25 protein-coding genes are annotated in these 24,177 nt (G+C 52.8%); 11 read left to right on the top strand and 14 right to left on the bottom strand.

All coding sequences use genetic code 11. The features are described from left to right. Positions 1 to 152 precede the first annotated feature (152 nt). Together HV350_RS23740 and HV350_RS23735 are read left to right on the top strand one after the other, a co-directional pair. On the top strand, positions 153 to 1,280 hold the full coding sequence (locus tag HV350_RS23740) for a phage late control D family protein (protein ID WP_181630687.1): 1,128 nt from the start codon (positions 153 to 155) through the stop codon (positions 1,278 to 1,280). A gap of 46 nt (positions 1,281 to 1,326) precedes the next feature. After that, entirely contained in the window at positions 1,327 to 1,569 is a 243-nt protein-coding gene (locus HV350_RS23735) for an ogr/Delta-like zinc finger family protein (protein WP_001514747.1), read from the top strand. 40 nt (positions 1,570 to 1,609) lie between these two features. On the opposite strand, the gene HV350_RS23730 is transcribed toward HV350_RS23735, so the two are convergent. Beyond that, entirely contained in the window at positions 1,610 to 2,269 is a 660-nt protein-coding gene (locus HV350_RS23730) for a hypothetical protein (protein WP_101361063.1), read from the bottom strand. Between the two features lie 286 nt (positions 2,270 to 2,555). Between HV350_RS23730 and fieF the strand changes: the two genes are divergently transcribed. The 5 genes from fieF (at position 2,556) to HV350_RS23705 (ending at position 8,034) form a co-directional block, all read left to right on the top strand. After that, a complete protein-coding gene (fieF, locus tag HV350_RS23725; RefSeq protein ID WP_181629432.1) occupies positions 2,556 to 3,458 on the top strand; it encodes a CDF family cation-efflux transporter FieF in 903 nt (300 codons plus the stop codon). 185 nt (positions 3,459 to 3,643) lie between these two features. Continuing rightward, entirely contained in the window at positions 3,644 to 4,606 is a 963-nt protein-coding gene (pfkA, locus tag HV350_RS23720) for a 6-phosphofructokinase (protein ID WP_003028778.1), read from the top strand. 206 nt (positions 4,607 to 4,812) lie between these two features. Beyond that, positions 4,813 to 5,802: a sulfate/thiosulfate ABC transporter substrate-binding protein Sbp gene (sbp, locus tag HV350_RS23715; protein ID WP_047357764.1), complete on the top strand. Its 990-nt coding sequence runs from the start codon at positions 4,813 to 4,815 to the stop codon at positions 5,800 to 5,802. A gap of 104 nt (positions 5,803 to 5,906) precedes the next feature. Continuing rightward, positions 5,907 to 6,656 (top strand): CDP-diacylglycerol diphosphatase, encoded by a 750-nt coding sequence (locus tag HV350_RS23710; protein ID WP_181629431.1) that lies wholly within the window; start codon positions 5,907 to 5,909, stop codon positions 6,654 to 6,656. 73 nt (positions 6,657 to 6,729) lie between these two features. After that, positions 6,730 to 8,034: an SLC13 family permease gene (locus HV350_RS23705; protein WP_103284381.1), complete on the top strand. Its 1,305-nt coding sequence runs from the start codon at positions 6,730 to 6,732 to the stop codon at positions 8,032 to 8,034. Between the two features lie 82 nt (positions 8,035 to 8,116). On the opposite strand, the gene tpiA is transcribed toward HV350_RS23705, so the two are convergent. Both tpiA and HV350_RS23695 read right to left on the bottom strand, forming a co-directional pair. Continuing rightward, positions 8,117 to 8,884 (bottom strand): triose-phosphate isomerase, encoded by a 768-nt coding sequence (gene tpiA, locus HV350_RS23700; protein ID WP_003028783.1) that lies wholly within the window; start codon positions 8,882 to 8,884, stop codon positions 8,117 to 8,119. A 111-nt stretch (positions 8,885 to 8,995) separates the two neighbouring features. Further along, complete coding sequence (locus HV350_RS23695) at positions 8,996 to 9,592, bottom strand: YiiQ family protein (RefSeq protein WP_181629429.1); 597 nt, start codon at positions 9,590 to 9,592, stop codon at positions 8,996 to 8,998. Positions 9,593 to 9,692: 100 nt separating this feature from the next. Here HV350_RS23695 and HV350_RS23690 point away from each other — a divergent pair, with 100 nt between their 5' ends. Beyond that, positions 9,693 to 10,124, top strand: a complete 432-nt coding sequence (locus tag HV350_RS23690; RefSeq protein ID WP_016155251.1) for a DUF805 domain-containing protein — start codon at positions 9,693 to 9,695, stop codon at positions 10,122 to 10,124. Positions 10,125 to 10,162: 38 nt separating this feature from the next. On the opposite strand, the gene fpr is transcribed toward HV350_RS23690, so the two are convergent. The 4 genes from fpr to HV350_RS23670 all read right to left on the bottom strand — a co-directional run bounded on the left by fpr (position 10,163) and on the right by HV350_RS23670 (position 14,527). Further along, entirely contained in the window at positions 10,163 to 10,909 is a 747-nt protein-coding gene (gene fpr, locus HV350_RS23685; protein WP_016157907.1) for a ferredoxin--NADP(+) reductase, read from the bottom strand. 95 nt (positions 10,910 to 11,004) lie between these two features. Continuing rightward, on the bottom strand, positions 11,005 to 12,015 hold the full coding sequence (glpX, locus tag HV350_RS23680; RefSeq protein WP_016155253.1) for a class II fructose-bisphosphatase: 1,011 nt from the start codon (positions 12,013 to 12,015) through the stop codon (positions 11,005 to 11,007). Between the two features lie 135 nt (positions 12,016 to 12,150). Then, positions 12,151 to 13,659, bottom strand: a complete 1,509-nt coding sequence (gene glpK, locus HV350_RS23675) for a glycerol kinase GlpK (protein WP_181629427.1) — start codon at positions 13,657 to 13,659, stop codon at positions 12,151 to 12,153. 22 nt (positions 13,660 to 13,681) lie between these two features. Next, complete coding sequence (locus tag HV350_RS23670; RefSeq protein ID WP_016155255.1) at positions 13,682 to 14,527, bottom strand: MIP/aquaporin family protein; 846 nt, start codon at positions 14,525 to 14,527, stop codon at positions 13,682 to 13,684. A 428-nt stretch (positions 14,528 to 14,955) separates the two neighbouring features. On the opposite strand from HV350_RS23670, the gene zapB reads away from it, so the two are divergent. The 3 genes from zapB to HV350_RS23655 all read left to right on the top strand — a co-directional run bounded on the left by zapB (position 14,956) and on the right by HV350_RS23655 (position 16,104). Further along, on the top strand, positions 14,956 to 15,201 hold the full coding sequence (zapB, locus tag HV350_RS23665; protein ID WP_019077914.1) for a septal ring assembly protein ZapB: 246 nt from the start codon (positions 14,956 to 14,958) through the stop codon (positions 15,199 to 15,201). 92 nt (positions 15,202 to 15,293) lie between these two features. Continuing rightward, the gene (locus HV350_RS23660) at positions 15,294 to 15,671 is read left to right on the top strand and encodes a hypothetical protein (RefSeq protein ID WP_225622914.1); all 378 of its coding nucleotides are present in this window, start codon (positions 15,294 to 15,296) and stop codon (positions 15,669 to 15,671) included. 43 nt (positions 15,672 to 15,714) lie between these two features. Further along, a complete protein-coding gene (locus HV350_RS23655; protein WP_094761942.1) occupies positions 15,715 to 16,104 on the top strand; it encodes a hypothetical protein in 390 nt (129 codons plus the stop codon). 42 nt (positions 16,105 to 16,146) lie between these two features. On the opposite strand, the gene rraA is transcribed toward HV350_RS23655, so the two are convergent. The 7 genes from rraA to priA all read right to left on the bottom strand — a co-directional run bounded on the left by rraA (position 16,147) and on the right by priA (position 24,133). Then, on the bottom strand, positions 16,147 to 16,632 hold the full coding sequence (gene rraA, locus HV350_RS23650; RefSeq protein ID WP_008787034.1) for a ribonuclease E activity regulator RraA: 486 nt from the start codon (positions 16,630 to 16,632) through the stop codon (positions 16,147 to 16,149). Positions 16,633 to 16,724: 92 nt separating this feature from the next. Next, positions 16,725 to 17,654 (bottom strand): 1,4-dihydroxy-2-naphthoate polyprenyltransferase, encoded by a 930-nt coding sequence (gene menA / locus HV350_RS23645; RefSeq protein ID WP_181629425.1) that lies wholly within the window; start codon positions 17,652 to 17,654, stop codon positions 16,725 to 16,727. 67 nt (positions 17,655 to 17,721) lie between these two features. Continuing rightward, positions 17,722 to 19,053 carry an HslU--HslV peptidase ATPase subunit gene (gene hslU, locus HV350_RS23640; protein ID WP_003028803.1) on the bottom strand — a complete coding sequence of 444 codons (1,332 nt, stop codon included), beginning with the start codon at positions 19,051 to 19,053 and terminating at the stop codon, positions 17,722 to 17,724. A 9-nt stretch (positions 19,054 to 19,062) separates the two neighbouring features. Further along, positions 19,063 to 19,593, bottom strand: a complete 531-nt coding sequence (hslV, locus tag HV350_RS23635; RefSeq protein ID WP_003028805.1) for an ATP-dependent protease subunit HslV — start codon at positions 19,591 to 19,593, stop codon at positions 19,063 to 19,065. A gap of 91 nt (positions 19,594 to 19,684) precedes the next feature. Beyond that, positions 19,685 to 20,659, bottom strand: a complete 975-nt coding sequence (ftsN, locus tag HV350_RS23630) for a cell division protein FtsN (protein WP_071600361.1) — start codon at positions 20,657 to 20,659, stop codon at positions 19,685 to 19,687. 93 nt (positions 20,660 to 20,752) lie between these two features. Then, positions 20,753 to 21,778, bottom strand: a complete 1,026-nt coding sequence (gene cytR / locus HV350_RS23625; RefSeq protein ID WP_016157916.1) for a DNA-binding transcriptional regulator CytR — start codon at positions 21,776 to 21,778, stop codon at positions 20,753 to 20,755. A gap of 156 nt (positions 21,779 to 21,934) precedes the next feature. Beyond that, positions 21,935 to 24,133, bottom strand: coding sequence for a primosomal protein N' (priA, locus tag HV350_RS23620; RefSeq protein ID WP_049269708.1), 2,199 nt, complete (start codon positions 24,131 to 24,133; stop codon positions 21,935 to 21,937). Positions 24,134 to 24,177: the final 44 nt, after the last annotated feature.

Below are 24,177 nucleotides of genomic sequence, written 5' to 3'. Positions count from 1 at the left end.
TCGCCAGGTCAATGATTGCCACTTATCATTGCGACAATTGCCAGCCGGTGCGAGAGGTGGGCGTTGTCAGCAGACCGCAACAACAGCCCCGCGTTGTCTGTACGCGCGCGCGTGGCGACGATGGTACCCTCACCAATGAGGGTACCAATAAGATGTTGAATGATGATGCGCGTTATTCGCCCCGCCCGGCGTTCAGTATTCAGATTGAGGGCAAGCAGCTCACCGCGCTGGATGACCGTTTGATCTCGTTGTCGCTGACGGACAACCGGGGATTTGAAGCGGATACGCTTGATCTCACGCTGGATGATTCAGACGGACAGATCGTTATGCCATCGCGTGGCGCGAAGATTTCCGTTTCGTTGGGCTGGGATAATGATCCGTTGGTATTTAAAGGGCTGTACACCGTTGATGAGGTTGCGCACCGTGGCCCGCCTGATCAGCTCACCATCAGCGCCCGCAGTGCAGACTTTCGCGACACGTTCAACGTGAAGCGTGAATACTCCTGGCACGATATTACCGTTGGCGATGTGGTTGCCAGTATTGCCAGCCGGTACGACCTGCGCGCCGGGGTGAGTGAGGAACTGGCGAAGATTGAGATCGATCACGCAGACCAGACCAGTGAATCAGATATCAGTTTTCTCACCAGAATGGCGGATATGCTGGGTGCGGTTGCCACCGTCAAAAATGGCATGTTGCTGTTCATCACGCCGGGGCAGGGCTTAACCCAAAGCGGTAAACCTTTACCGGCGATCAGCATTGTACGGGCCAGCGGAGACAAGCACAGTTTTAGCATTGCCGATCGTGACGCTTATACCGGCGTTACCGCTTACTGGCTGGATCTGAATTTCGGTAAGAAGCCCGCCACCACAGTACAGACAAATACCCGCAGACGCCGCAGAACAACCCAGCAGAAGAAGCCTAAAGAACCCGCCTCAAGCAGCAAGGAAGGGGATTACATGGCAGGCGCGGAAGGTAACGTATTCGTGATCCGCAAGACGTATAAAACTGAGAAGGCGGCGAAGCGGGCAGCAGCGGCGAAGTGGAGCCAATTACAGCGTGGCGCGGCATCATTCTCCATCACGCTGGCGCGGGGCCGGGCGGATTTGTACCCGGAACAACCGGCGAGCGTATCGGGCTTTAAGTCCACGATTGATAATGGTTACTGGACTATTACCCGATGTGTGCATGATATCGGCAGCGGCGGCTTTACCACCTCGCTGGAGCTGGAAGTTAAGATTGATGAATGGACGGCTGAGGCGGGTGACGAATCAACGGGTTAAGCGTTATACTTGACGTGATATTAACCAGCCCAGAGGAGGCCCGCGTATGGCGATGCGCTGTCCTCGCTGCCGTGCAGTTGCGAAAACTCGTACCAGTGTAGAGTTGAGTGATTTAGTGCGACGCAGTTATCACCAGTGTCAAAACATGTTGTGCGGCTACTGCTTTACCAGCATGACGCAAATAGACGAATCATTAAACCAGACTCAACCAGTCCCCGGCGCGGTGGTTCCTCAAGACGTTTTCCCGCGAAGCCATCACGGCGAAGATCAGTTAAGTTTGGTGTTATAGCGAAGTGAGAGCGCCCTTTATGGGCGCTCATTCAGTGAAATTATTTATTGTTTATGGCTACAAATCTGCTTTTTTGAAGCTTCTCATTTAAGAATTTATCTCCCTCATCACCAGCTTTTTTCGCCCATTCATCACAACTTTTATCACCACCGTTGAATACAAAGCCTTTGGTTAGGATATCGTTAGTGATGAAGACTTTTTCCACTACTCCAGCCTTCCACGCTCGCTGTTTCTTGCCTGTATTGAAGTAGGTATAACAAACCGTTTGAACGGCGCTCCTTGCTTGCAACTCTTCTATGTTGTCGAAATTGAATGCGACAACAAGCGTTTTATCCTGCATTACCGGGATAATGGAAAGATTCAAATTTCCAAGCTCTTTAGCCAGGTGCGCAGGGAGAGTCTTTGTTACCTCAGAAAAATCAATAACGCCAACATCAGCGGCAACAGAATTAGTTGGCTGCTGTGGCATTTCTGGGGATTTGGTGGTGCTGCTGGCGTCTGCTTCTGCATTGCTTACTGGTGTGGCTGTTTTTTGGGTAGGGTAAAGATTCGCCCCGGCAGCGGCAGTAATCAGGCATATAGCAAGGTAAACGAGTGATGATTTTTTTCGATTTGGCATAAAAACCCATTTCGGATTTATAAGCCCGATCCAGAAAGCGATACCGGCTATCGCTGCAATGATGGTGATGATTTTTTCCATTGGGTACCCTCCGTATTGAGGCGGGTATTATTGTCGATGGTGCTCAAAAACGAAACAGCCAAGCACGGTGTGCCTGGCTGCTTCTTTGTCGAAGTGTAGTCAAAATGTAGACGAAGATTAGAATAAATCCTTTTATTCCAGTTTGTTACATGCGGAATATCTTCACCATCCCTGTCTTCCCCCACATGATGTGGGGGTTTTTTTTGCCCAAAATTTGTCACTCGGTTATTGCCTGACTGTTTTACTTCATCCGTTATACTAGCGGCATATCCTGGCAGGAGTGTTTATGAATCAAACCTATGGGCGGCTGGTTAGCCGGGCGGCAATCGCGGCGACCGTGATGGCATCGCTGTTACTTTTGAGCAAAATTTTTGCGTGGTGGTACACCGGATCGGTCAGTATTCTGGCAGCGCTGGTGGATTCTTTGGTGGACATCGCCGCGTCGTTAACCAACCTGTTGGTGGTGCGCTATTCTTTGCAACCGGCCGATGATGAACATACGTTCGGACACGGAAAAGCGGAATCGCTGGCGGCGCTGGCGCAAAGCATGTTTATTTCCGGTTCGGCGCTGTTTTTATTCCTGACCGGGATTCAGCATCTCATCCAACCCACGCCAATGAAAGATCCTGGCGTCGGGGTGGTTGTCACCATCATTGCGTTAGTGTGTACAATCATTCTGGTCTCGTTTCAGCGCTGGGTGGTGAAGCGCACGCAAAGTCAGGCCGTTAGGGCGGATATGCTTCATTATCAGTCTGATGTTATGATGAACGGTGCAATTCTCGTGGCGCTTGGGCTGGCATGGTACGGCTGGCATCGCGCAGATGCCTTGTTTGCGCTCGGGATTGGCATCTATATTTTATATAGTGCATTACGCATGGGTTATGAGGCGGTACAGTCTTTGCTGGATCGCGCTTTACCCGATGAAGAACGTCAGGAAATTATTGATATTGTGACGTCATGGCCTGGAGTCAGCGGCGCTCACGATCTTCGCACGCGGCAGTCAGGGCCGACCCGCTTTATTCAGATTCATTTGGAAATGGAAGATAATCTGCCGCTCGTTCAGGCGCATTTAGTGGCTGAACAGGTAGAGCAGGCAATTTTACGGCGTTTCCCGGGATCGGATGTCATCATTCATCAGGATCCCTGTTCGGTCGTACCCAAGGAAGGCAAGATGTTTGAGCTTTTATAATTCGTTGTAAAAAAAGTGAACCGGGCCAGCATTTTGTGTATAAATTACCACCATTTGGCCTGACCTGAATCAATTCAGCAGGAAGTGATTGTTATACTATCTGCATATTCGTTGGATCGTTTCGATATGCGGAATCGACTTCCGGCAGCAGATTTCATTTTGCATTCCAAAGTTCAGAGGTAGTCATGATTAAGAAAATCGGTGTGTTGACAAGCGGCGGTGATGCGCCGGGCATGAACGCAGCAATCCGTGGTGTTGTACGTGCAGCGTTGACGGAAGGGCTGGAAGTCATGGGGATCCATGATGGCTACCTGGGTTTGTATGAAGACCGTATGGTTCAACTTGACCGCTACAGCGTGTCCGACATGATCAACCGTGGCGGCACATTCCTCGGTTCTGCCCGCTTCCCGGAATTCCGCGACGAAAACGTGCGTGCCGTGGCTATCGAAAACCTGAAAAAGCGTGGCATTGACGCACTGGTTGTTATCGGTGGTGACGGTTCATACATGGGGGCAAAACGCCTGACTGAAATGGGCTTCCCATGCATCGGTCTGCCGGGCACTATCGACAACGATATCAAAGGCACCGACTACACCATCGGTTATTTCACCGCTCTGGGTACCGTAGTCGAAGCGATTGACCGTCTGCGTGATACCTCTTCTTCTCACCAGCGTATTTCCATCGTTGAAGTGATGGGCCGCTACTGTGGCGATCTGACTCTGGCGGCTGCCATTGCTGGTGGCTGTGAGTTCGTGGTGGTTCCGGAAGTGGAATTCAGCCGTGACGATCTGGTTGCTGAAATCAAAGCAGGCATCGCGAAAGGTAAAAAACACGCGATTGTGGCGATCACTGAGCACATGTGTGACGTTGACGAACTGGCGCATTACATCGAGAAAGAAACGGGTCGTGAAACGCGCTCAACCGTACTGGGTCACATCCAGCGTGGTGGTTCTCCGGTGCCTTACGACCGTATCCTGGCGTCCCGTATGGGCGCATATGCCATTGAACTGCTGTTGGCAGGTCACGGCGGTCGCTGTGTAGGTATTCAGAACGAGCAACTGGTTCACCACGACATCATCGACGCGATTGAAAACATGAAGCGTCCGTTCAAAGGTGACTGGCTGGACTGCGCGAAAAAACTGTACTGATTGTTTTTTCCGCGCCTGATGGCGCTAAGCGCATCAGGCCTACAGGTTGTAAAGACTTGTAGGCCTGATGAGCCGCTAACCACCATTCGGCACAATTCCCCGCATTTATTCCCCCAAGTTATAGCAAATCTTTTTTTATTCTTTAATGTTTGGATACCTTTCTGGCACGCTTTGCTCATCACAACACCACATAAGAGAGCTGGGCGATGAACAAATGGGGCGTAGGGTTAACATTATTGCTGGCATCGACCAGCGTTATGGCAAAGGATATTCAGTTACTTAACGTATCGTACGATCCAACGCGTGAACTGTACGAGCAGTACAATAAGGCCTTCAGCGCGCACTGGAAGCAGGAAACGGGCGACAACGTCGTGATTCGCCAGTCGCACGGCGGTTCGGGTAAACAAGCGACCTCCGTCATTAACGGCATTGAAGCCGATGTCGTGACGCTGGCGCTGGCTTACGACGTGGATGCCATTGCTGAACGTGGTCGTATCGATAAAAACTGGATTAAGCGTCTGCCGGATAACTCCGCGCCATACACCTCCACCATCGTTTTCCTGGTCCGCAAAGGCAACCCCAAGCAAATTCATGACTGGAACGATCTGATCAAACCAGGCGTGTCGGTCATTACACCAAACCCGAAAAGCTCAGGCGGCGCACGCTGGAACTATCTGGCGGCATGGGGCTACGCCTTGCACCACAACAACAACGATCAGGCCAAGGCACAAGACTTCGTGAAGGCCCTGTATAAGAATGTTGAAGTGCTGGACTCCGGTGCTCGTGGCTCAACCAATACCTTCGTTGAACGCGGTATCGGTGATGTGCTGATCGCCTGGGAAAACGAAGCCCTGCTGGCGACAAACGAGCTGGGCAAAGACAAATTCGAGATAGTGACGCCGAGTGAATCTATCCTCGCGGAACCGACCGTTTCCGTGGTCGACAAAGTCGTGGAAAAGAAAGACACCAAAACGGTGGCGGAAGCCTACCTGAAATATCTCTATTCTCCGGAAGGTCAGGAAATTGCAGCGAAAAACTACTATCGTCCGCGTGATGCAGACGTTGCGAAGAAATACGAAAATGCATTTCCGAAGCTGAAACTGTTCACCATCGACGAAGAGTTTGGCGGCTGGACGAAAGCGCAGAAAGAGCACTTCTCTAACGGTGGTACGTTTGACCAGATCAGCAAGCGCTAAATAAGTCTGTGATTTACCGACCCGGTGGCATAACGCGACCGGGTTTTTTATTTGTCATGGTTTTGCGTTACTCTTGCCCTTCAATGAGATACAGGGAACGCGTAATGAAAAAAGCAGGCTATCTTTTACTGGCGGTGATTGTAGTCGCCGCTGCTGCAGGTATCGGGTACTGGAAATTCACCGGTAACCCGGACGCATTACGCCAGATCGTTCTTCAGCAATGCCTGCCGCACCAGTTGCAGCAGCAGGATCCCGCGCCGTGCGCCGAAGTGAAACCGGATGCCGGATATGTGGTGTTCAAAGATCGTAACGGCCCACTGCAATACCTGTTGATGCCGACCTGGCGTATCAACGGAACGGAAAGCCCGTTGCTGCTGAAATCAGGGACGCCGAACTTTTTCTGGCTGGCCTGGCAGGCGCGCAGCTTTATGAGCCAAAAATACGGTCAGGAAATCCCTGACAAAGCGGTATCGCTGACCATTAACTCGCGTAACGGGCGTACGCAAAATCATCTGCATATTCATATCTCCTGCCTGCGAACCGATGTCAGAAAACAGCTGGATGACAATCTGGCGAAAATCAGCACTCGTTGGCTGCCATTACCGGATGGGCTGCGCGGTCATGAATATCTGGCGCGTCGCGTCACGGAAAATGAACTGGCGCAACGCAGCCCGTTTATGATGCTGGCAGAAGAGGTGCCGGATGCGCGTGAGCACATGGGCAGCTATGCGCTGGCGATGGTGCGTCAGAGCGATGAGTCCTTTGTCCTGCTGGCGACCCAGCGCAATCTGTTGTCGCTCAATCTCGCCTCCGCTGAGGAAATTCAGGATCATCAATGTGATATTCTGCGTTAACCCCACCTAATCTGGCATTTACTCCGCATGTCTGTCCCCGTATTCTTGTTGAAAAAAACAACAGGAGACAGGCATGTCGCTCTGGCTTACACACCCTCTGTTTATCCCTTCTCTGGTGGTTGGCATTACCATCCTGCTCTGGGCGACGTCACTACTGCCGGAGTTTATAACGGCGCTGCTGTTCTTTGCCGTAGCAATGGTCGCCAAAATCGCACCTGCGGATGTGATCTTTGGCGGATTTGCGTCTTCGGCATTCTGGCTGGTCTTTAGTGGTTTTGTGCTGGGTATCGCGATTCGCAAAACGGGGCTGGCGGACAGGGCGGCGAGAGCGCTGTCATCGCGATTGACCGATTCCTGGCCGTTAATGGTAGCGAGCGTGGTGCTGCTCAGTTACGCGCTGGCGTTTGTGATGCCGTCCAATATGGGGCGTATTGCGCTGCTGATGCCGATTGTTGCCGCAATGGCGAAGCGTGCCGGAATTAACGAGGGTACGCGCGCCTGGTATGGTCTGGCGCTGGCCGTCGGGTTTGGGACGTTCCAGCTTTCCGCGACCATTTTACCCGCTAACGTGCCAAATCTGGTAATGAGCGGCGCGGCGGAAGGCTCTTACGGCATCCACCTCAATTATCTTCCCTATTTGCTGCTGCATACGCCGGTTCTGGGTTGGCTGAAAGGCGCGGTGCTCATCATGCTTATCTGCTGGCTGTTCCCTGGCAAGCCCCACGCACCGCGCGATCTCACGCCAGCGGAACCAATGAGCCGGGATGAAAAACGTCTGGCCTGGATGTTAGCAGTGGTGCTGCTGCTGTGGGTAAGTGAAAGCTGGCACGGTATAGGGCCTGCGTGGACCGGGTTGGCGGCAGCGGTTATCACGCTGCTACCACGGGTTGGCTTTATCAATGGCGACGAGTTTTCCTCCGGGGTAAATATCAGGACCTGCATTTACGTGGCGGGGATTCTGGGGTTGGCAATTACCGTTACCCAGACCGGCATTGGCAATGCAGTGGGCGAGGCGCTGTTACAGGTGATGCCGCTGGATGCGGAAAAACCATTTACCAGCTTTCTCGCGCTGACCGGCATTACCACCGCACTCAATTTTATTATGACGGCGAACGGCGTTCCGGCGCTGTATACCACTCTGGCGCAAAGTTTTGCCGATGCGACTGGGTTCCCGCTGCTGTCGGTAATTATGATTCAGGTATTGGGGTATTCCACACCGCTACTGCCGTATCAGGCTTCGCCGATTGTGGTGGCGATGGCGCTTGGGAAAGTGCCTGCGAGGGCGGGGATGCTGCTGTGTATCGCGCTGGCGACGGCAACATATCTGCTTCTTCTGCCGCTGGATTATCTGTGGTTTAGCGTGTTGGGTAAGTTGTAAAAAAAAGCCCGGTAGCGCTAACGCTTACCGGGCCTACAGTCTTGGAGGACGGGTCAGCGAAGCGCTACCCGCCTCAACAGCATTACGCCTGTTTAGCCGCTTCTGCTGCTTTAACGATGACCGCGAAGGCATCTGCTTTCAGAGAAGCACCGCCAACCAGCGCGCCATCGATATCCGGCTGAGCGAACAGTTCTGCTGCGTTAGCTGCGTTTACGGAACCGCCGTACTGGATGATAACTTGTTCAGCGATTTTCGCGTCAGCTTTAGCAATGTGGTCACGAATGAATTTGTGAACAGCCTGAGCCTGAGCAGGAGTTGCAGATTTACCGGTACCGATAGCCCATACTGGTTCGTAAGCGATAACGACGCCTTCGAATGCTGCCGCGCCCTGAGTTTTCAGAACGGCGTCGATCTGACGTGCACAGACTTCTTCAGTTTTGCCCGCTTCGTTTTCTGCTTCGGTTTCACCGATGCACAGAACCGGAGTCAGACCTTGTTCTTTCAGCACGGCGAATTTTTTAGCGATCAGCTCGTCAGACTCTTTGTGGTAAGTACGACGCTCAGAGTGACCGATAATGATGTACTGCGCGCCGATATCTTTCAGCATTTCAGCACTTGTTTCACCGGTAAATGCGCCAGACAGGTTCAGGTCAACGTTCTGCGCGCCCAGGATAATGTGGCTACCGGCAGCGGCGTGTTTCGCCAGGTCGATATACATTTCCGGCGGAGCGATTGCTACTGCACAGCCAGCAACGCCAGCCAGTTCTTTACGCAGATTAGCAACCAGTTCGTTTACCATGTGGCGGCTGCCGTTCAGTTTCCAGTTACCCATCACTAAAGGATGTCGCATTTCATTTCTCCACGCTTGTCAGCGAATTAAGGAATATGGCCGCCCGTCAGGGCAGCATGGTCTGTGAAACAGTATAGAGATTCGTCTGCGGAAAGGCTTTGCTTTTTGTCATCAATTCGCCTTCTCAAGACTTTCTGATAGTGCCAGCTTAATCGGTTCAACAGCGAAGGTCAGCCCTTTTTCACCGTTATCTGCCACAACATAGCGAATTGCGCCTTCTGTTTCGGCGTAATAGTGTTTACCTTTGCCGGCAGCGAGCAGTTTTTGCAGCTTTTTCTGGCTCTGCTCTTTCGTCAGTAGCGGGGCGACGGTACGAATGACGGCGGTCATGTATTCCAGCGCTTTCGCTTTGGCCGCCTTTTGTTCTGGTCCCTGAATCGGCAACCAGGTTATCTGCATACTTTTGATTTTTAGCGTGCCGCGCTCAAGGGCGGAGGACGCATACAGGTTTTCATTGATTTTACTGGCCGCGCGGGTGAGGTTTGCCCGATCGCGGCTGCTGTCGATGGCGCGGAACTCATTCAGGATAAGCTTCGGATTCTGCGTATTAAAGTTTTCGCGAAACTGGCTAATCGACAGGTCAAAGGTCGGCGCACCCGCCAGTAAATAGGGGGCCGTGGTTGCCGTCGATGGCTCTTCCGCCCGTGCCGCAACGCTCGCGGTGAAGACTGAAAACAATAATAAAAACAGTGTAAATCCTTGCTTCATCAATCGTACCTTTCGTTATGACTGCTCACGATTAAAACGGTAACTGTCGGGCTTGTCAAAAGGGTAAACTGTTCTGGAAGGTAATAATAAAGGAACTTACATGACCATACAGCAGTGGTTATTCTCATTTAAAGGGCGCATCGGGCGCCGTGATTTCTGGATTTGGATAGGTCTGTGGATCGTCGGAATGCTGGTTCTGTTCTCGCTGGCGAGCAAGCAATTACTCGATATTCAGACTGCGGCATTTTGTCTGGTTTGTCTGCTATGGCCGACGGCGGCAGTGACGGTAAAACGCCTGCACGATCGGGGACGTTCTGGAGCGTGGGCGCTGCTGATGATTTTGGCGTGGATGCTGCTGGCCGGAAATTGGACGATGTTACCCGGCGTCTGGCAATGGGCGGTTGGTCGCTTTGTTCCGACGCTCATTCTGGTCGGTATGCTTATCGATCTGGGCGCGTTCGTTGGCACCCAGGACGAAAATAAATATGGTAAGGATACGCAGGACGTAAAGTACAAAGCCGAGCGCCAGTAGTTGTCGACCGGAGAAGCGCAAGCGCCTCCCGGCAACCCTCACCAGTAGTGTTCAGCAGTCATATGGCCCGGTCGACGGCGCAGGTGTTTGGTCATCTGCCGGGTCTCTTTCAGCAGTTGCTGCGTGTCGCGTACCATTTGTGGATTTCCGCACAACATCACATGGCTGGTTTCTTTATCCATTGGCAGCCCTACCGCCTTTTCCAGTTCACCGCTTTCAATCAGCGCCGGTACACGCCCGGTCAGCGAATCTACGGCTGTCTCACGGCTAACAACCGTCTGGATGCGTAATTTACCTTCGTAGCGCTTTTCCAGCGCCTGCATCAATGGCAGGTAGCTCAAATCGGCGGCATAGCGTGCGGCGTGGACCAGCACCAGATTTTTAAAGCGCCCCAGATCTTTGCCTAGTTGCAGAATCGACAAATACGGGCCGATAGCCGTGCCGGTTGCCAGCATCCATAGCGTTTCGCAATCAGGGACTTCATCCAGCACGAAGAATCCAGCGGCCTCACTCACCACCTGAACTTCATCGCCAGGCTTTAGCGCCGCCAGTTGAGGGCTGAGTTTGCCGTCGGGAACCGTCACCAGATAAAATTCTAAGTCGGGGTTATCGGGCGCATTCACGTAGGAATAGGCGCGCTGGACGCGCTCACCGTCGATCTCAAGGCCAAGCTTGGTGAACTGACCTGCAGTGAAAGGAAGAACCGGAGCTCGCACGGTCAAACTAAACAGGGCATCGGTCCAGTTCTGCACCTTTGTGACTTTGCCTGTTACCCAATCTGCCATGGTTTTCTCCTGTCTGCTTTGATTGCCTTATCTTCGTTCGTTGGACGAAAGATTTCCAGCCCGGATGGGCTGGAAGGCTCTATTGATCAAATCAATTACAGGATGTGCGCCTGCACATCGGGATCTTTGCGATCGAGGTAGTGAATCGACTGAATGCGGCGGATCGTGCGTGATTTGCCGCGGATCAACAGCGTTTCGGTGGTTGCGATATTGCCTTTACGGCTAATCCCTTCCAGCAGATCGCCTTTGGTGATGCCGGTAGCGGAGAAAATGACGTTGTCGCTGCGCGCCATTTCATCCAGACGCAGCGCTTTGCCCGCTTCAATGCCCATCGCGGTGCAGCGGGCCAGTTCCTGTTCGCCAATACGACGGTTCTCTTCGCTGTCGCCTTTGACGTCATGGCGCGCCAGCAGGCGGCCCTGCATGTCGCCGTCCAGCGCGCGGATGACGGCCGCGGAAACCACGCCTTCCGGAGCGCCGCCAATACCGTACAGCACGTCAACTTCGCTGTCAGGCATACAGGTCAGAATCGAGGCCGCAACGTCGCCGTCAGGAATGGCGAAGACGCGCACGCCCAGTTTCGCCATCTCTGCAATAACCTCGTCATGGCGTGGTTTTGCCAGGATGGTGACGGTCAGGTCACTCAGTGGTTTGTTCAGCGCGGCTGCAATGTTTCGTAGGTTGGTTTCCAGTGACAGGTTCAGGTCGATGGACCCTTTTGCGCCAGGGCCGACAATCAGCTTTTCCATGTACATGTCTGGCGCGTTCAGGAAACAGCCTTTATCGCCTACAGCCAGCACCGCCAGCGCATTCGCCTGGCCCATTGCCGTCATACGCGTGCCTTCGATAGGATCGACGGCGATGTCGACCGCATCACCGTGGCCGGTTCCGACTTTCTCGCCGATAAACAGCATCGGAGCTTCATCAATCTCACCCTCGCCAATCACGATGGTGCCGTCGATGTTGACCTGGTTGAGCATAATACGCATGGCGTTCACCGCCGCGCCATCAGCGGTATTTTTATCGCCGCGGCCCAGCCATTTATAGCCAGCCAGCGCGGCCGCTTCGGTCACGCGTGAAAATTCAATGGCAAGTTCTCGTCTCATTGCAAACTCGTAGCTGAAAGGAATGACGCGAAGTGTAGCACAGGGGAGGGGACTAGATTATTGATGTGTGTGCGGGGTTGCCCCCGCACGAAGATATTGCCGGACAAGGTAACGTCGCCATCCGGCAATGACGAATTACTCGTCGTGATCTTCCCACGCCATGGCGCGTTTGACCGCTTTTTTCCAGCCGCTGTAACGGAAATTACGCTCGGTGGTTTCGATGCCAGGGCGGAATTCACGCTCGATGACCGCTTTCTCCTGCAGTTCATCCAGATTCTGCCAGAAACCTACTGCCAGACCGGCAAGGTAAGCCGCACCCAATGCGGTGACTTCGCGGACTTCAGGGCGCTCAACGCGCGTGCCGAGAATATCGGACTGGAACTGCATCAGGAAGTTGTTGGCGACCGCACCGCCATCGACGCGCAGGGCGTGCAGGCGAATACCGGAGTCAGCCTGCATCGCTTCCAGTACGTCACGGGTCTGGTAAGCGATAGACTCAAGCGTTGCGCGGATGATGTGGTTGGAGTTTACGCCACGGGTCAGGCCGAAGATGGCTCCGCGTGCATACGGGTCCCAGTACGGTGCGCCAAGGCCTGTAAATGCCGGAACGACGTACACGCCGTTGGTATCTTTCACTTTGGTGGCGAAATATTCAGAGTCGAATGCATCGCTGATGAGTTTCATTTCATCGCGCAGCCACTTGATGGATGCGCCAGCCATAAATACCGCACCTTCCAGCGCGTAGTTCACTTCCCCGGTCGGTCCACAGGCGATGGTGGTCAGTAGTCCATTTTCGGACTTAACGGCTTTCTCGCCAGTGTTCATCAGCATGAAGCAGCCGGTACCGTAAGTGTTTTTCGCCATCCCTTCCTTCACGCACAGCTGGCCAAACAGAGCGGCCTGCTGGTCACCGGCAATACCGGAGATAGGAATACGAATGCCGCCTTTACCACCGATGTTGGTCTGGCCGTACACTTCAGAAGAACGACGCACTTCTGGCAGCATTGCACGCGGAATATCCAGCGCATCCAGCATCGTGTCATCCCAGTCCAGGGAGTGGATGTTGAACAGCATGGTACGAGAGGCGTTGGTGTAATCCGTTACGTGTACGCGTCCCTGCGTCATTTTCCAGATAAGCCAGGTGTCTACCGTACCGAACAGCAGTTCGCCGCGACGAGCGCGCTCACGTGAGCCTTCCACGTGGTCGAGGATCCACTTCACTTTAGTGCCGGAAAAGTACGGGTCAATTACCAGACCCGTGTTATTACGGATGTACTCTTCCATCCCGTCGCGCTTGAGCTTTTCGCAGATATCCGCGGTACGACGACACTGCCACACAATTGCGTTATAGATAGGTTTACCGGTCTCACGCTCCCAGACGATGGTGGTTTCACGCTGGTTGGTAATACCGATCGCTGCAATTTCATCGGAACTGATATCGGCTTTCGCCAGAACTTCTACCAGCGTGGAGCTTTGGGTCGCCCAAATTTCCATTGGGTCATGTTCTACCCAACCTGCTTTCGGGTAGATTTGCTCGAATTCGCGCTGTGAAACGCTAACGATATTCGCATCGTGGTCCATTACGACCGCGCGGGAGCTGGTGGTGCCCTGGTCGAGCGCAACGATATATTTTTTTTCAGTCATGATTATTTGTCCCGTAGTCACATTACTGCGAAGCTTTTTGTTGAGTGTTGGTCGCAACGTCTTTCTCTTCAATCGCGCAGACATCGCACGGTAAATGGCGACCAATCAGTTTGCGATATGCCCATGCGCCTAAAATCGCGCCGGTAATCGGGCCAAACACCGGGACCAGGAAGTAAGGGATATCACGACCACCCGTGAAGGCAATCTCACCCCATCCGGCCATCCAGGCGAAGAGTTTCGGTCCGAAGTCACGTGCCGGGTTCATCGCAAAACCTGTCAGCGGACCCATGGAAGCACCAATAACGGCAATCAACAAGCCGATCAGCAGTGGTGCCAGCGGACCACGAGGTACACCGTTACCATCGTCGGTCAGAGCCAGAATCAGCCCCATTAGAATAGCGGTAATGACCATTTCAACCGCGAAGGCCTGCACAAAATTGATATGCGGGTTCGGATAGGTCGAGAAAGTACCTGCCAGACCCAGACTCTCGGTACTGCCGCGCACGATATGGTTAGTTTGTTCGAAATCGATGAAAAGATTGTAATAAAGCCCGTAAACCAGTGCCGCTGCGCAAAAGGCGCCGGCAATTTGCGAAATAATAAAAGGAGCAACTTTGCGTTTATCAAAACAGGCGAACAGCCAGAGTGCGATGGTTACTGCTGGATTCAGGTGTGCACCAGAAACGCCTGCGGTCAGATAGATAGCCATCGCTACCCCCAGACCCCAGATGATACTGATTTCCCACTGACCAAAAGTAGCCCCAGCAACTTTGAGTGCAGCGACACATCCCACACCGAAGAAAATCAACAACCCGGTACCGAGGAATTCAGCAATGCACTGGCCTTTTAAGGTTGATGTTTGACTCATAATCGGATCCTGAAGAGAGTTTAATGTTTATTGTATGCGAGAAGGTCACTGACATCCCCGGAGCCGGTAGGCACACTGTTAATTTATCGTTAACGCTCAAAAACGAGAAATATCGAAATTGAAATGTGTGTACTCCATCAACAAAATGAGCGTTATCGCGCCATTTCGCGGTATTTGTTATACAAAAATAGTGTGAGCTGAATCATTTCAATGATCAATTCGTTAACACTTAAGAGTTATGATAGTAATGTCACCAGGAGAAAGACGAAAAGTGTTGCAAACCGCAATCTGCGCGGGATGCCGCTGGACAGGGATGACGCGGCTTCATACAATCGGTGTTAAGTAGAGTGCGCTCGTTTTTATTAAGGCGTCGCCGGTTATCGGGACGAGGATTTTTATCCATCAACGCCTTGCAATTCAGGAGAGGTATGACGATGTCATTAGAAGTGTTTGAGAAACTGGAAGCAAAAGTACAGCAGGCGATTGATACCATCACGCTGTTGCAGATGGAAATCGAAGAGCTGAAAGAAAAGAACAACTCACTGTCGCAGGAAGTTCAGTCTGCACAGCAGCAGCGTGAAGAGCTGGAGCGTGAGAACAACAACCTGAAAGAACAGCAGAACGGCTGGCAGGATCGTCTGCATGCCCTGTTGGGGCGTATGGAAGAAGTCTAATTCTGATTTCTTTAAAAAGGCATCCATAATGGATGCCTTTTTACTATGTAGACTTTAGGATATCGTAATTCTCAAATTTCAAAGAATACGATATGACAAAAAGAAACGATATTATTGATAATTCGGATCGATTTATCACCAGAGATATTAGATATGGTCTTATCTATACAGATAATCTAGGGTGGATTGATCTAGGCCACGCTAATCCGGCAGGCGCTGAAAAATTATGGTTTGAAATGACAAGACCTCGTGGTGGTGATAGTGAATATTACGAAGTAAATTACCATCAAAGTATGTCTAAAAGCATTCACGGTCTAAATATTAATACTGGTATATATCGTAGATTCATGGTGCGACGAGGATTGCAGGAGCGAATTCTGCAAGGTATTGCTTTGTCTATATTCTTGAGTACGTCACATCGTTTCGAACCCTTACAGGATTTTTGGCCTTACACTTATTTATGGATGTAATAAAACCAGTTGTGAGTCCAAATTATGTTCGGGAACGCCGTATATGACGTTTCGACGATTAGGTGTTATTATTGCATCTATGCTTTTTTTTGCGCTGCTTTATTGTTATTTCATGGTGAGTGTCTTTACAAAAAAATGTTATACGCAGCATGATTTATTAATTTATCAGTTATTAACGCCGAAATTGATTAAACAGGTTCCAAGGGTATCCAGCGACTGGTTTTTTGTAAGCCATACAGATGAGGGTAGCCATCTTCAACGCAGTGAAATAGTTTTTACGGGGATACCTAAGAATGATATTCACAGAGCAGAAGAAAAATTAAACGCATACGTTGAATCTTATCCTGCAAGTCGCGAGATGATGAGTGTCGTTGTTGAAGCAAGAGCTGGGAATTATGATGTTAAGGTCATTCACTACAAATCGGATGAATGAAGAAAATAAAAGGCCACCAAACTTGCTGATGGCCTTTTTCACTTACTCGATATCGAGCGGGTCTTCGGAGAGGATTATCCCGGTGTTGTCGGCGTACAGGTGGTCGCCGGAGAAGAATGTCACGCCGCCAAAGTTGACGCGCACATCGCTTTCCCCAATACCTTCTCCTGAAGCACCTACCGGAATTGCGGCAATCGCCTGAATGCCGATATCCAGTTCTTCCAGATCGTCTACCTGGCGGACCGAGCCGTAGATGACCAGACCTTCCCATTCATTCTGTACGGCCAGTCGTGCCAGTTCGGCATCGACCAGCGCACGACGGACAGAACCGCCGCCATCGACCAGCAGAATGCGACCACGGCCATTTTGTTCGAGCAGATCGTACAGCAACCCGTTGTCCTCGAAACATTTTACCGTGATGATTTGTCCGCCAAACGACGACCGTCCTCCAAAGTTAGAGAACAGCGGTTCCACGACGTTGACATCTTCCTGATAGATGTCACAAAGCTCGGATGTATCGTATTTCATAGGCTTAACGTTCAGTTGCTGCGAGAATTTTTAGTATATCGCGCTATGTGTACTGTTGGCAAAATCATCAATTGTTAATTGATATTTGTCAGTTAAAGAGACCACTGACTTAAGAAAATTCCAACGACAAACAGCAAGTTAGTTAATAGCGCCGCTTTTACGGTGCGTTCCAGCATCGGACGCATTGCCGCAGGATCTATTTCGCGCATCACGTAACGCGCCTGTTTGAAAAGCAGCGGAGCGGCAAGGATAAACAGCCATCCCCACAGACTTTGTAGCGAAAACAGGTTAAACAGCGCCAGGCAGACCAGCGTACCCATCAGCAGGCAGGCATGGTAGCGGCGGGCATTGACGGCACCTAAACGTACTACCAGCGTGTTCTTGCCGTTCTCTCTGTCGCTGTTGATATCGCGCAGGTTGTTGACGTTGAGCACGGCAGTTGCCAGCAGGCCACAGGCGGTGGCAGGCAGAATCAGCGCCGGAATCAGCGTATGCGCCTGCAGATACCAGCTTCCCATCACGCTAAGCCAGCCAAAGAATACCAGCACGGAAATATCGCCCAGACCGATATATCCGTAAGGGCGATTACCCACGGTGTAGGTGATCGCCGCGATAATCGACAGGCCACCAAGTACCAGGAAACCGACAAAATCCGCCAGCGTGTGGCAGGCCACAGCAACCAGGGCCAGACCTGACAGACAAATCAACACCACGGTGACGATCAGCGCACGCTTCATCTGCTGTTGGGTGATAACCCCTTTTTGCATACCGCGCAGCGGTCCAATGCGGTCGGGCTTGTCGCTGCCTTTGACCGCATCGCCATAGTCGTTAGCGAGGTTGGACAGAATTTGCAGCAGTCCTGCCGTAATCAATGCCAACAGAGCAACCAGCGGATCGAAGTATCCTTGCCACCATGCTAATGCCGTACCGACGATGATCGCCGCGAAGGCGAGCGGTAAGGTCTTAGGTCGTAAACTTTCCAGCCAGGCTTGTGAGCGGCTAATTTTTTGTTGTTCAGTCATATTTAGCGCCAATAAAAATGGGGCTTTATCAGCCCCATCAACAGTGATGAAAATGCATTGAACGCGATTATAGGATAAAACGGCTCAGATCTTCATCTGCGACCAGCGCATCCAGATGTTTGCTCACATATTCGGCATCAATTGTGATGCTTTGGCCGTTTAAATCGCTCGCATCATAGGAAATATCTTCCATCAGACGCTCGAGAACGGTATGCAGACGACGTGCACCGATGTTTTCGGTGGTTTCATTGACCTGCCAGGCCGCTTCGGCAATGCGTTTAATGCCCGATTCGGTGAAGTTGATGTCCACACCTTCGGTCGCCATCAGCGCTTTGTACTGGACGGTGATGGAGGCATTCGGTTCGGTAAGGATACGCTCAAAATCGCTGGTGGTCAGCGCCTGCAGCTCGACACGAATCGGCAGACGACCCTGAAGTTCCGGGATCAGGTCAGACGGTTTCGCTACCTGGAATGCGCCAGAGGCGATAAACAGAATGTGGTCTGTTTTCACCATACCGTGTTTAGTGGAGACCGTGCAGCCTTCAACCAGCGGCAGCAGGTCGCGCTGTACGCCTTCACGGGACACGTCCGGGCCGGAGGATTCGCCGCGCTTACAGATTTTGTCGATTTCGTCGATAAACACGATTCCGTGTTGCTCAACGGCGTCGATAGCTTCCTGTTTCAGCTCTTCCGGATTCACCAGTTTGGCCGCTTCTTCTTCAATCAGCAGCTTCATCGCGTCTTTGATTTTCAGCTTACGCGGTTTTTGCTTCTGACCGCCCAGGTTCTGGAACATGGACTGTAGCTGGCTGGTCATCTCTTCCATTCCCGGAGGCGCCATGATTTCAACGCCCATCGGTGCGGCCGCGAGATCGATTTCGATCTCTTTATCATCCAGCTGGCCTTCACGCAGTTTTTTACGGAACGCCTGACGCGCTGCAGAAGGTTCCTGCGGCTGCTCTGACTGTCCCCAGTTATTTTTAGCCGGTGGGATCAGCACGTCGAGAATGCGCTCTTCCGCCATCTCTTCGGCACGGAAGCGGTTTTTCTCGATGGCCTGAACGCGGACCATTTTGATGGCAGCATCGGTCAGATCGCGGATGATAGAGTCAACTTCTTTACCAACATAGCCGACTTCGGTGAATTTTGTTGCTTCAACTTTGATGAACGGCGCGTTGGCCAGTTTTGCCAGACGACGGGCGATTTCGGTTTTACCGACGCCGGTTGGGCCAATCATCAGAATGTTTTTCGGCGTAACTTCATGGCGTAGCTCTTCGTTGAGCTGCATGCGGCGCCAGCGGTTACGCAGGGCAATCGCCACGGAACGCTTAGCGTTATCCTGGCCGATGATGTGTTTGTTCAGTTCGCTGACAATTTCGCGTGGGGTCATTTCAGACATGGGGGATCCTTACGCTTTGGAGTTCAATTCTTCGATGGTATGGAAGTGGTTGGTATAAATGCAGATATCCCCTGCAATATCCAACGCTTTCTCAGCAATCTCGCGTGCGCCAAGCTCGGTGTTTTCCAGCAGAGCGCGTGCAGCAGCCTGGGCGTAGGGACCGCCGGAGCCGATGGCAATCAGATCGTTTTCTGGCTGGATGACGTCGCCGTTACCGGTGATGATGAGTGATGCAGTTTCATCCGCAACGGCCAGCAGCGCTTCGAGTTTGCGCAGCATACGGTCAGTACGCCAGTCTTTTGCCAGTTCAACGGCAGCTTTCACCAGGTGACCCTGGTGCATTTCCAGCTTGCGTTCAAACAGTTCAAACAGCGTGAATGCATCCGCAGTACCGCCCGCAAAGCCCGCGATGACTTTGTCGTTGTACAGACGGCGGACTTTCTTCACGTTGCCTTTCATTACGGTGTTACCCAGTGTGGCCTGACCATCACCGGCGATTACCACATGGCCGTTACGGCGTACGCTTACTATTGTTGTCACGAGCAGACCCCTTGGTTACAAATGCAAAACACAGGCCCCGCGCAGTATGCGGGGCGTAATGCAAGTATAGATGGGGGGGATTTTGGGGGTTTCAACCCCCAGTGGCGAGTCGAATGCAGTTTGTGTGACCAGCCACTTTCAGGCGGCTGATGGTGTTGTCGGCATTCTCTTTGCCTTTGACCGGACCAATGACCACGCGATTCCAGCCGTTATTGGTGGTAATACGTGAGTTGAAGCCTTCAAAAGCCAACTGCGCGCGCACGGTTTCTGCCTGCTCAGCGCCTTTAAATGAGCCGCACTGTACCATCCAGCGGCGTTCATCTTTTTTCTCCGCCGTCTGTTTTGGCGGCTGCGTTTCATTTGTTATCGGCGCGGCCGGCTGCGTTTTCGGCTGAGCGGCGGTGGTATGCGCAGGTGTTTGCAGTAGATCCTGATACGGCTGTTGGGCCGCAGGTTTTGGCTGCGCCTTCGGCTGCTGTACCGGTGCGGTTTGCGCAGTACGCGTTTGCTGCTGCTGGTACGGCTGTTCCGTTACCCGTTGGCGCGGCTGTTGAGCCTGCTGTTGGGTGTTATTCCACTGCTGCTGTTGCACCTGACGTTGACGCTGCAGCGTTTGCTGGCGTTGTTCCGCAGTTTGTTCGTTCCACGGTACTTCGTTGAGCTGCGTTGGCTGTTGGCGCATATCGGCCTGCATTTGCGCCAACAACTGGCGCTGCTCATTGGTAAGCTGATCGGCGTTCAGTACCTCGCCGCCTGCAGACGGTTCGGTAGGCGCACGTACGCCAGGCTGACGGCTTTCCAGCTCTTTGATGTATCGCCAGCGCTCTTCCGGTTTTGGCGGGATGCCATTACCGGTGACTTTCTGGTTTTGCAGCGTTTCGGACTCTTCTTTCTTGTGATGCGTAATGAAGTACAGACCACCGATAAAGGTCACGAGTACGGCTGCAGCAATAGCAACCATAGCGGGCGATACCGCAGGCGTATTGCGTTGTTTTTTCCGTGATGTGCTCTTCTTGCGCCGCGAAGGTGCCGGTTGGCCGCGACGTACATAATCTCGTTGTGCCACTATCGTTTCGCTGTATTTATTCGTTCGTCAGCCCGCCATGTTACTTAAGCGGCGGGCCTTTGACCAGACAGGGGAGTCCGAAAGCACTTTACTTTACGTCAGTGCCCGGGTAGTGCCCCGAATAATAAGCTCGCAGTCCAGTAAACGTGAGCCACTGCTGACGTTCTGACCTTGTAATTGATCGAGCAGTAACAGCATAGCTTCACGTCCGATATCGAAACGCGGCTGTGCGACGGTTGTCAGGGGTGGATCACAAAATTCCGTGAGCGAAATATTATCAAAGCCAATGATGGATAAATCGTCAGGTACCTTCAGACCCTGACGTTTGGCGTAAGAGAGTGCCCCCAGCGCCATGACATCGCTGTGGCAAAAGACCGCAGTAGGTGGCTGTGGAAGCTCAAGGAGTTGCTTAAGCGCATTGGCTCCCGCTTCATAGGTAAAGTCACCACGCGCGATGAAATGCGGATCGACCGTAATTCCACTGCGACGCAATGCCTGAACGTAACCTTGCAGACGGTAATGGCACAGCGGCATATCCTCTGGTCCGGCGATACAGCCAATGCGTTTATGCCCCAGTTCCAGCAGATAGTTCATCGCGTTGAAGGCGGCAGTGAGATTATCAATGTGCACGGTGGGGAGTTCCAGCTCTGGCGCGAACTCGTTGGACATGACCATCGGCGGCAAGTTGCGCTGCTCTTCCACGCTGGCATCAAACGGCAGGCGCGAACTGAGCAGCACCATGCCATCGATCTGCTTGGTGATAATGAGGTTGAGGAAGGTCTTTTCCTGCTGATTCTGGTGGGCGCAGTCGCCGATAAGCACCAGATATCCCTGCTCAGCGGCGGTCACTTCTATGCCGCGAATCACTTCGCTAAAAAACGGATCGCAGATATCCGGCACAATCACCAGAATGGTACGTGATTCATTACGCTTAACGTTGCGTCCCATTGATTGGGGTAAATATCCCACTTCCAGCGCTGCCTGTTCAACCTTGTTACGGGTTGACTGCGAGACTTTGTCCGGGTTCATTAATGCGCGGGATACGGTTGCCGTTGAGACTTTCGCCTTCAGAGCAACATCTTTCATCGTAGCGGCGGCAACCTGCTTATTCGGTTTCACTCTTTCTCCTCGCCAGAGAGCTGCTGGCACAGACTCGTCCTTGAATAGCCTTCATCTGAAACATTTTTATCAGATAGTTAATGGAAGCGGTTACAGAATTTTCATAAAAAGTGTGATGGATCTTTAATTTTACGATCCGCCTCGCATCGTGAGGGATTATCCCTCGATGGGATCGACATCCAGCACCCATTTAACCTTACGTGCATCGGGTAACGTATTGATCAGCGCCAGTGTGCCGCTGACGATATGCTGCAGGCGAATTCGCGACGGATGTTGCAACAAAATTTGCCAGCGATAGCGACCGCCGCGCTTGGGGGCCAGGGCGGGAACTGGGCCGAGCACCCACAGTTTGTCATCTGCAAGCGGACTGGCCTGGATCAGATTTCGCAACTGTTGTAAGAACATAGGCGCATGCTGGTTGTTATGATCTTCTGCCCGCACGATCACATGGCTGGTCCACGGTGGAAGCTGGAGCGTTTGTCGCTCGGCCAGCGCCTGCTCGGCAAACGCGTCATAACCTTTGTACAGCAAAGTTTGCAGCAGCGGATGTTCAGGATGGTGCGTTTGTAGCACCACTTCGCCCTGTTTCCCGGCGCGTCCTGCTCGCCCGGAGACCTGCGTGTAAAGCTGGGCGAAGCGTTCTGCCGACCGGAAATCTGCAGAAAATAGTGCGCCGTCAACGTCCAGAAGCGCCACCAGGGTGACGTCCGGGAAGTGGTGGCCTTTGGCCAGCATTTGCGTGCCGATCAGAATTCGTGCGCCGCCGCGATGTACTTCCGCCAGATGCTGCTCCAGCGACCCTTTACGGCTGGTGGTGTCGCGATCGATGCGTGAGATTGGCACGCCGGGGAAAAAAGGGGTCAGAGCCTGCTCAAGCTGTTCGGTGCCGAGTCCAACCGGAACCATATGCGTTGAGCCGCAGGAAGGGCACTGACGTGGTATTGGGCGCTGGCTGTCGCAGTGGTGGCAGCGTAAATGGTGCTGTGCCTGATGCAGCGTGTAGTAGTGATCGCAGCGCGGACATTCGGCAATCCAGCCGCAGTCATGGCACAGCAGCGCAGGAGCAAAGCCCCGGCGGTTCAAAAACAGAATCACCTGGTTATCCGCCTGCAGGTGCTGACGCATACGGGTGATAAGCGCAGGGGCAAGTCCGGCCTGCACCTGCTGACCTTTGAGATCCAGCACGTGCTGAGTGGCGGGGCGCGCATTTCCGGCACGGCGCGTCAGGCGCAGCATGCGATATTTTTTCTGTCGCACGTTGCACAGCGTTTCCAGAGCCGGAGTGGCTGAGCCGAGAATAATCGGGATCTGCTCGCTGTGGGCGCGATAAACCGCGAGATCGCGCGCATGATAGCGCCAGCCTTCCTGCTGTTTATAAGAGCTGTCGTGCTCTTCGTCGATGACAATCACGCCGAGATTTTTAAACGGTGTAAACAGCGACGAGCGCGTGCCGATAACAATCGCCGCTTCGCCATTTTTTGCTTTCAGCCAGGCCGAAAGACGTTCGCTGTCGTTCAAACCGGAGTGCAGGACTTCGACCGGCGCATTGAAGCGTTCGCGAAAACGGGCAATAGTTTGCGGCGTCAGGCCAATCTCCGGCACCATCACCAGCGCCTGTTTGCCCTGGGCCAGGACATTTTCCAGTACGCTTAGATAGACCTCTGTTTTGCCTGAGCCCGTCACGCCCGCTAATAGCCAGGCGCTAAAACTGTCCGCGGCGCTGTGAATTGCTCCGACGGCGGTGGCTTGCTCGGTGTTCAGTCGAAGACGCTCACCTGAAACCGCGTAGTGGGTACGCCAGTCGCTAAAGCCTGGTGTTTCGCTCGCCAGATCGCACAGCCCTTTTTTCCGCAGCGCCTGTAATGCGGCGTCATTAAATTCGAGCTCAGCCACCTGGTCGCGCCAGATTTTTCCCTGGCGTAGCGCAGCCAGCGCCTGCTGCTGCTTGGGAGAGCGCTTCAGGCTGTTGAGATCAATAACCTGACCTTCTTCAGTGGCAAACCAGTACCATATGGGCGCGTTTGTCGCCGGGCGTCCCTGGCGCAGCAGAATCGGTAGGGCGTGAAACAGTACGTCGCCGATAGGATGGTGATAATAGTCAGCCGCCCACAGCAGCAGACGCCAGACGGAGGTCGAATAAACCGGCTCGCTGTCCAGCACTTCGAGAACGGCTTTCAATTCGCTCAGCGGCAGTTCGCTGTGCTCGCTGACGGATAGAACGATGCCCACGCGCTCCTGTTGCTTGCCAAAGGGCACGCGTACACGACACCCAGCTTTGGCGCTCATGCCTTCTGGCAGAAGGTAGTCAAAGGTGCGAGGTAGCGGAACGGGTAAGGCAACGTGCGCAACGGGCATTGAATCATCCTGACTTGAAATCTGGCGGGTTAGTATACACATTA

It is taken from the genome of Citrobacter sp. RHBSTW-01013 (assembly GCF_013781985.1).
Classification (GTDB): Bacteria; Pseudomonadota; Gammaproteobacteria; order Enterobacterales; family Enterobacteriaceae; genus Citrobacter; species Citrobacter braakii.
This window is presented reverse-complemented; position numbering and strand designations above follow the sequence as displayed.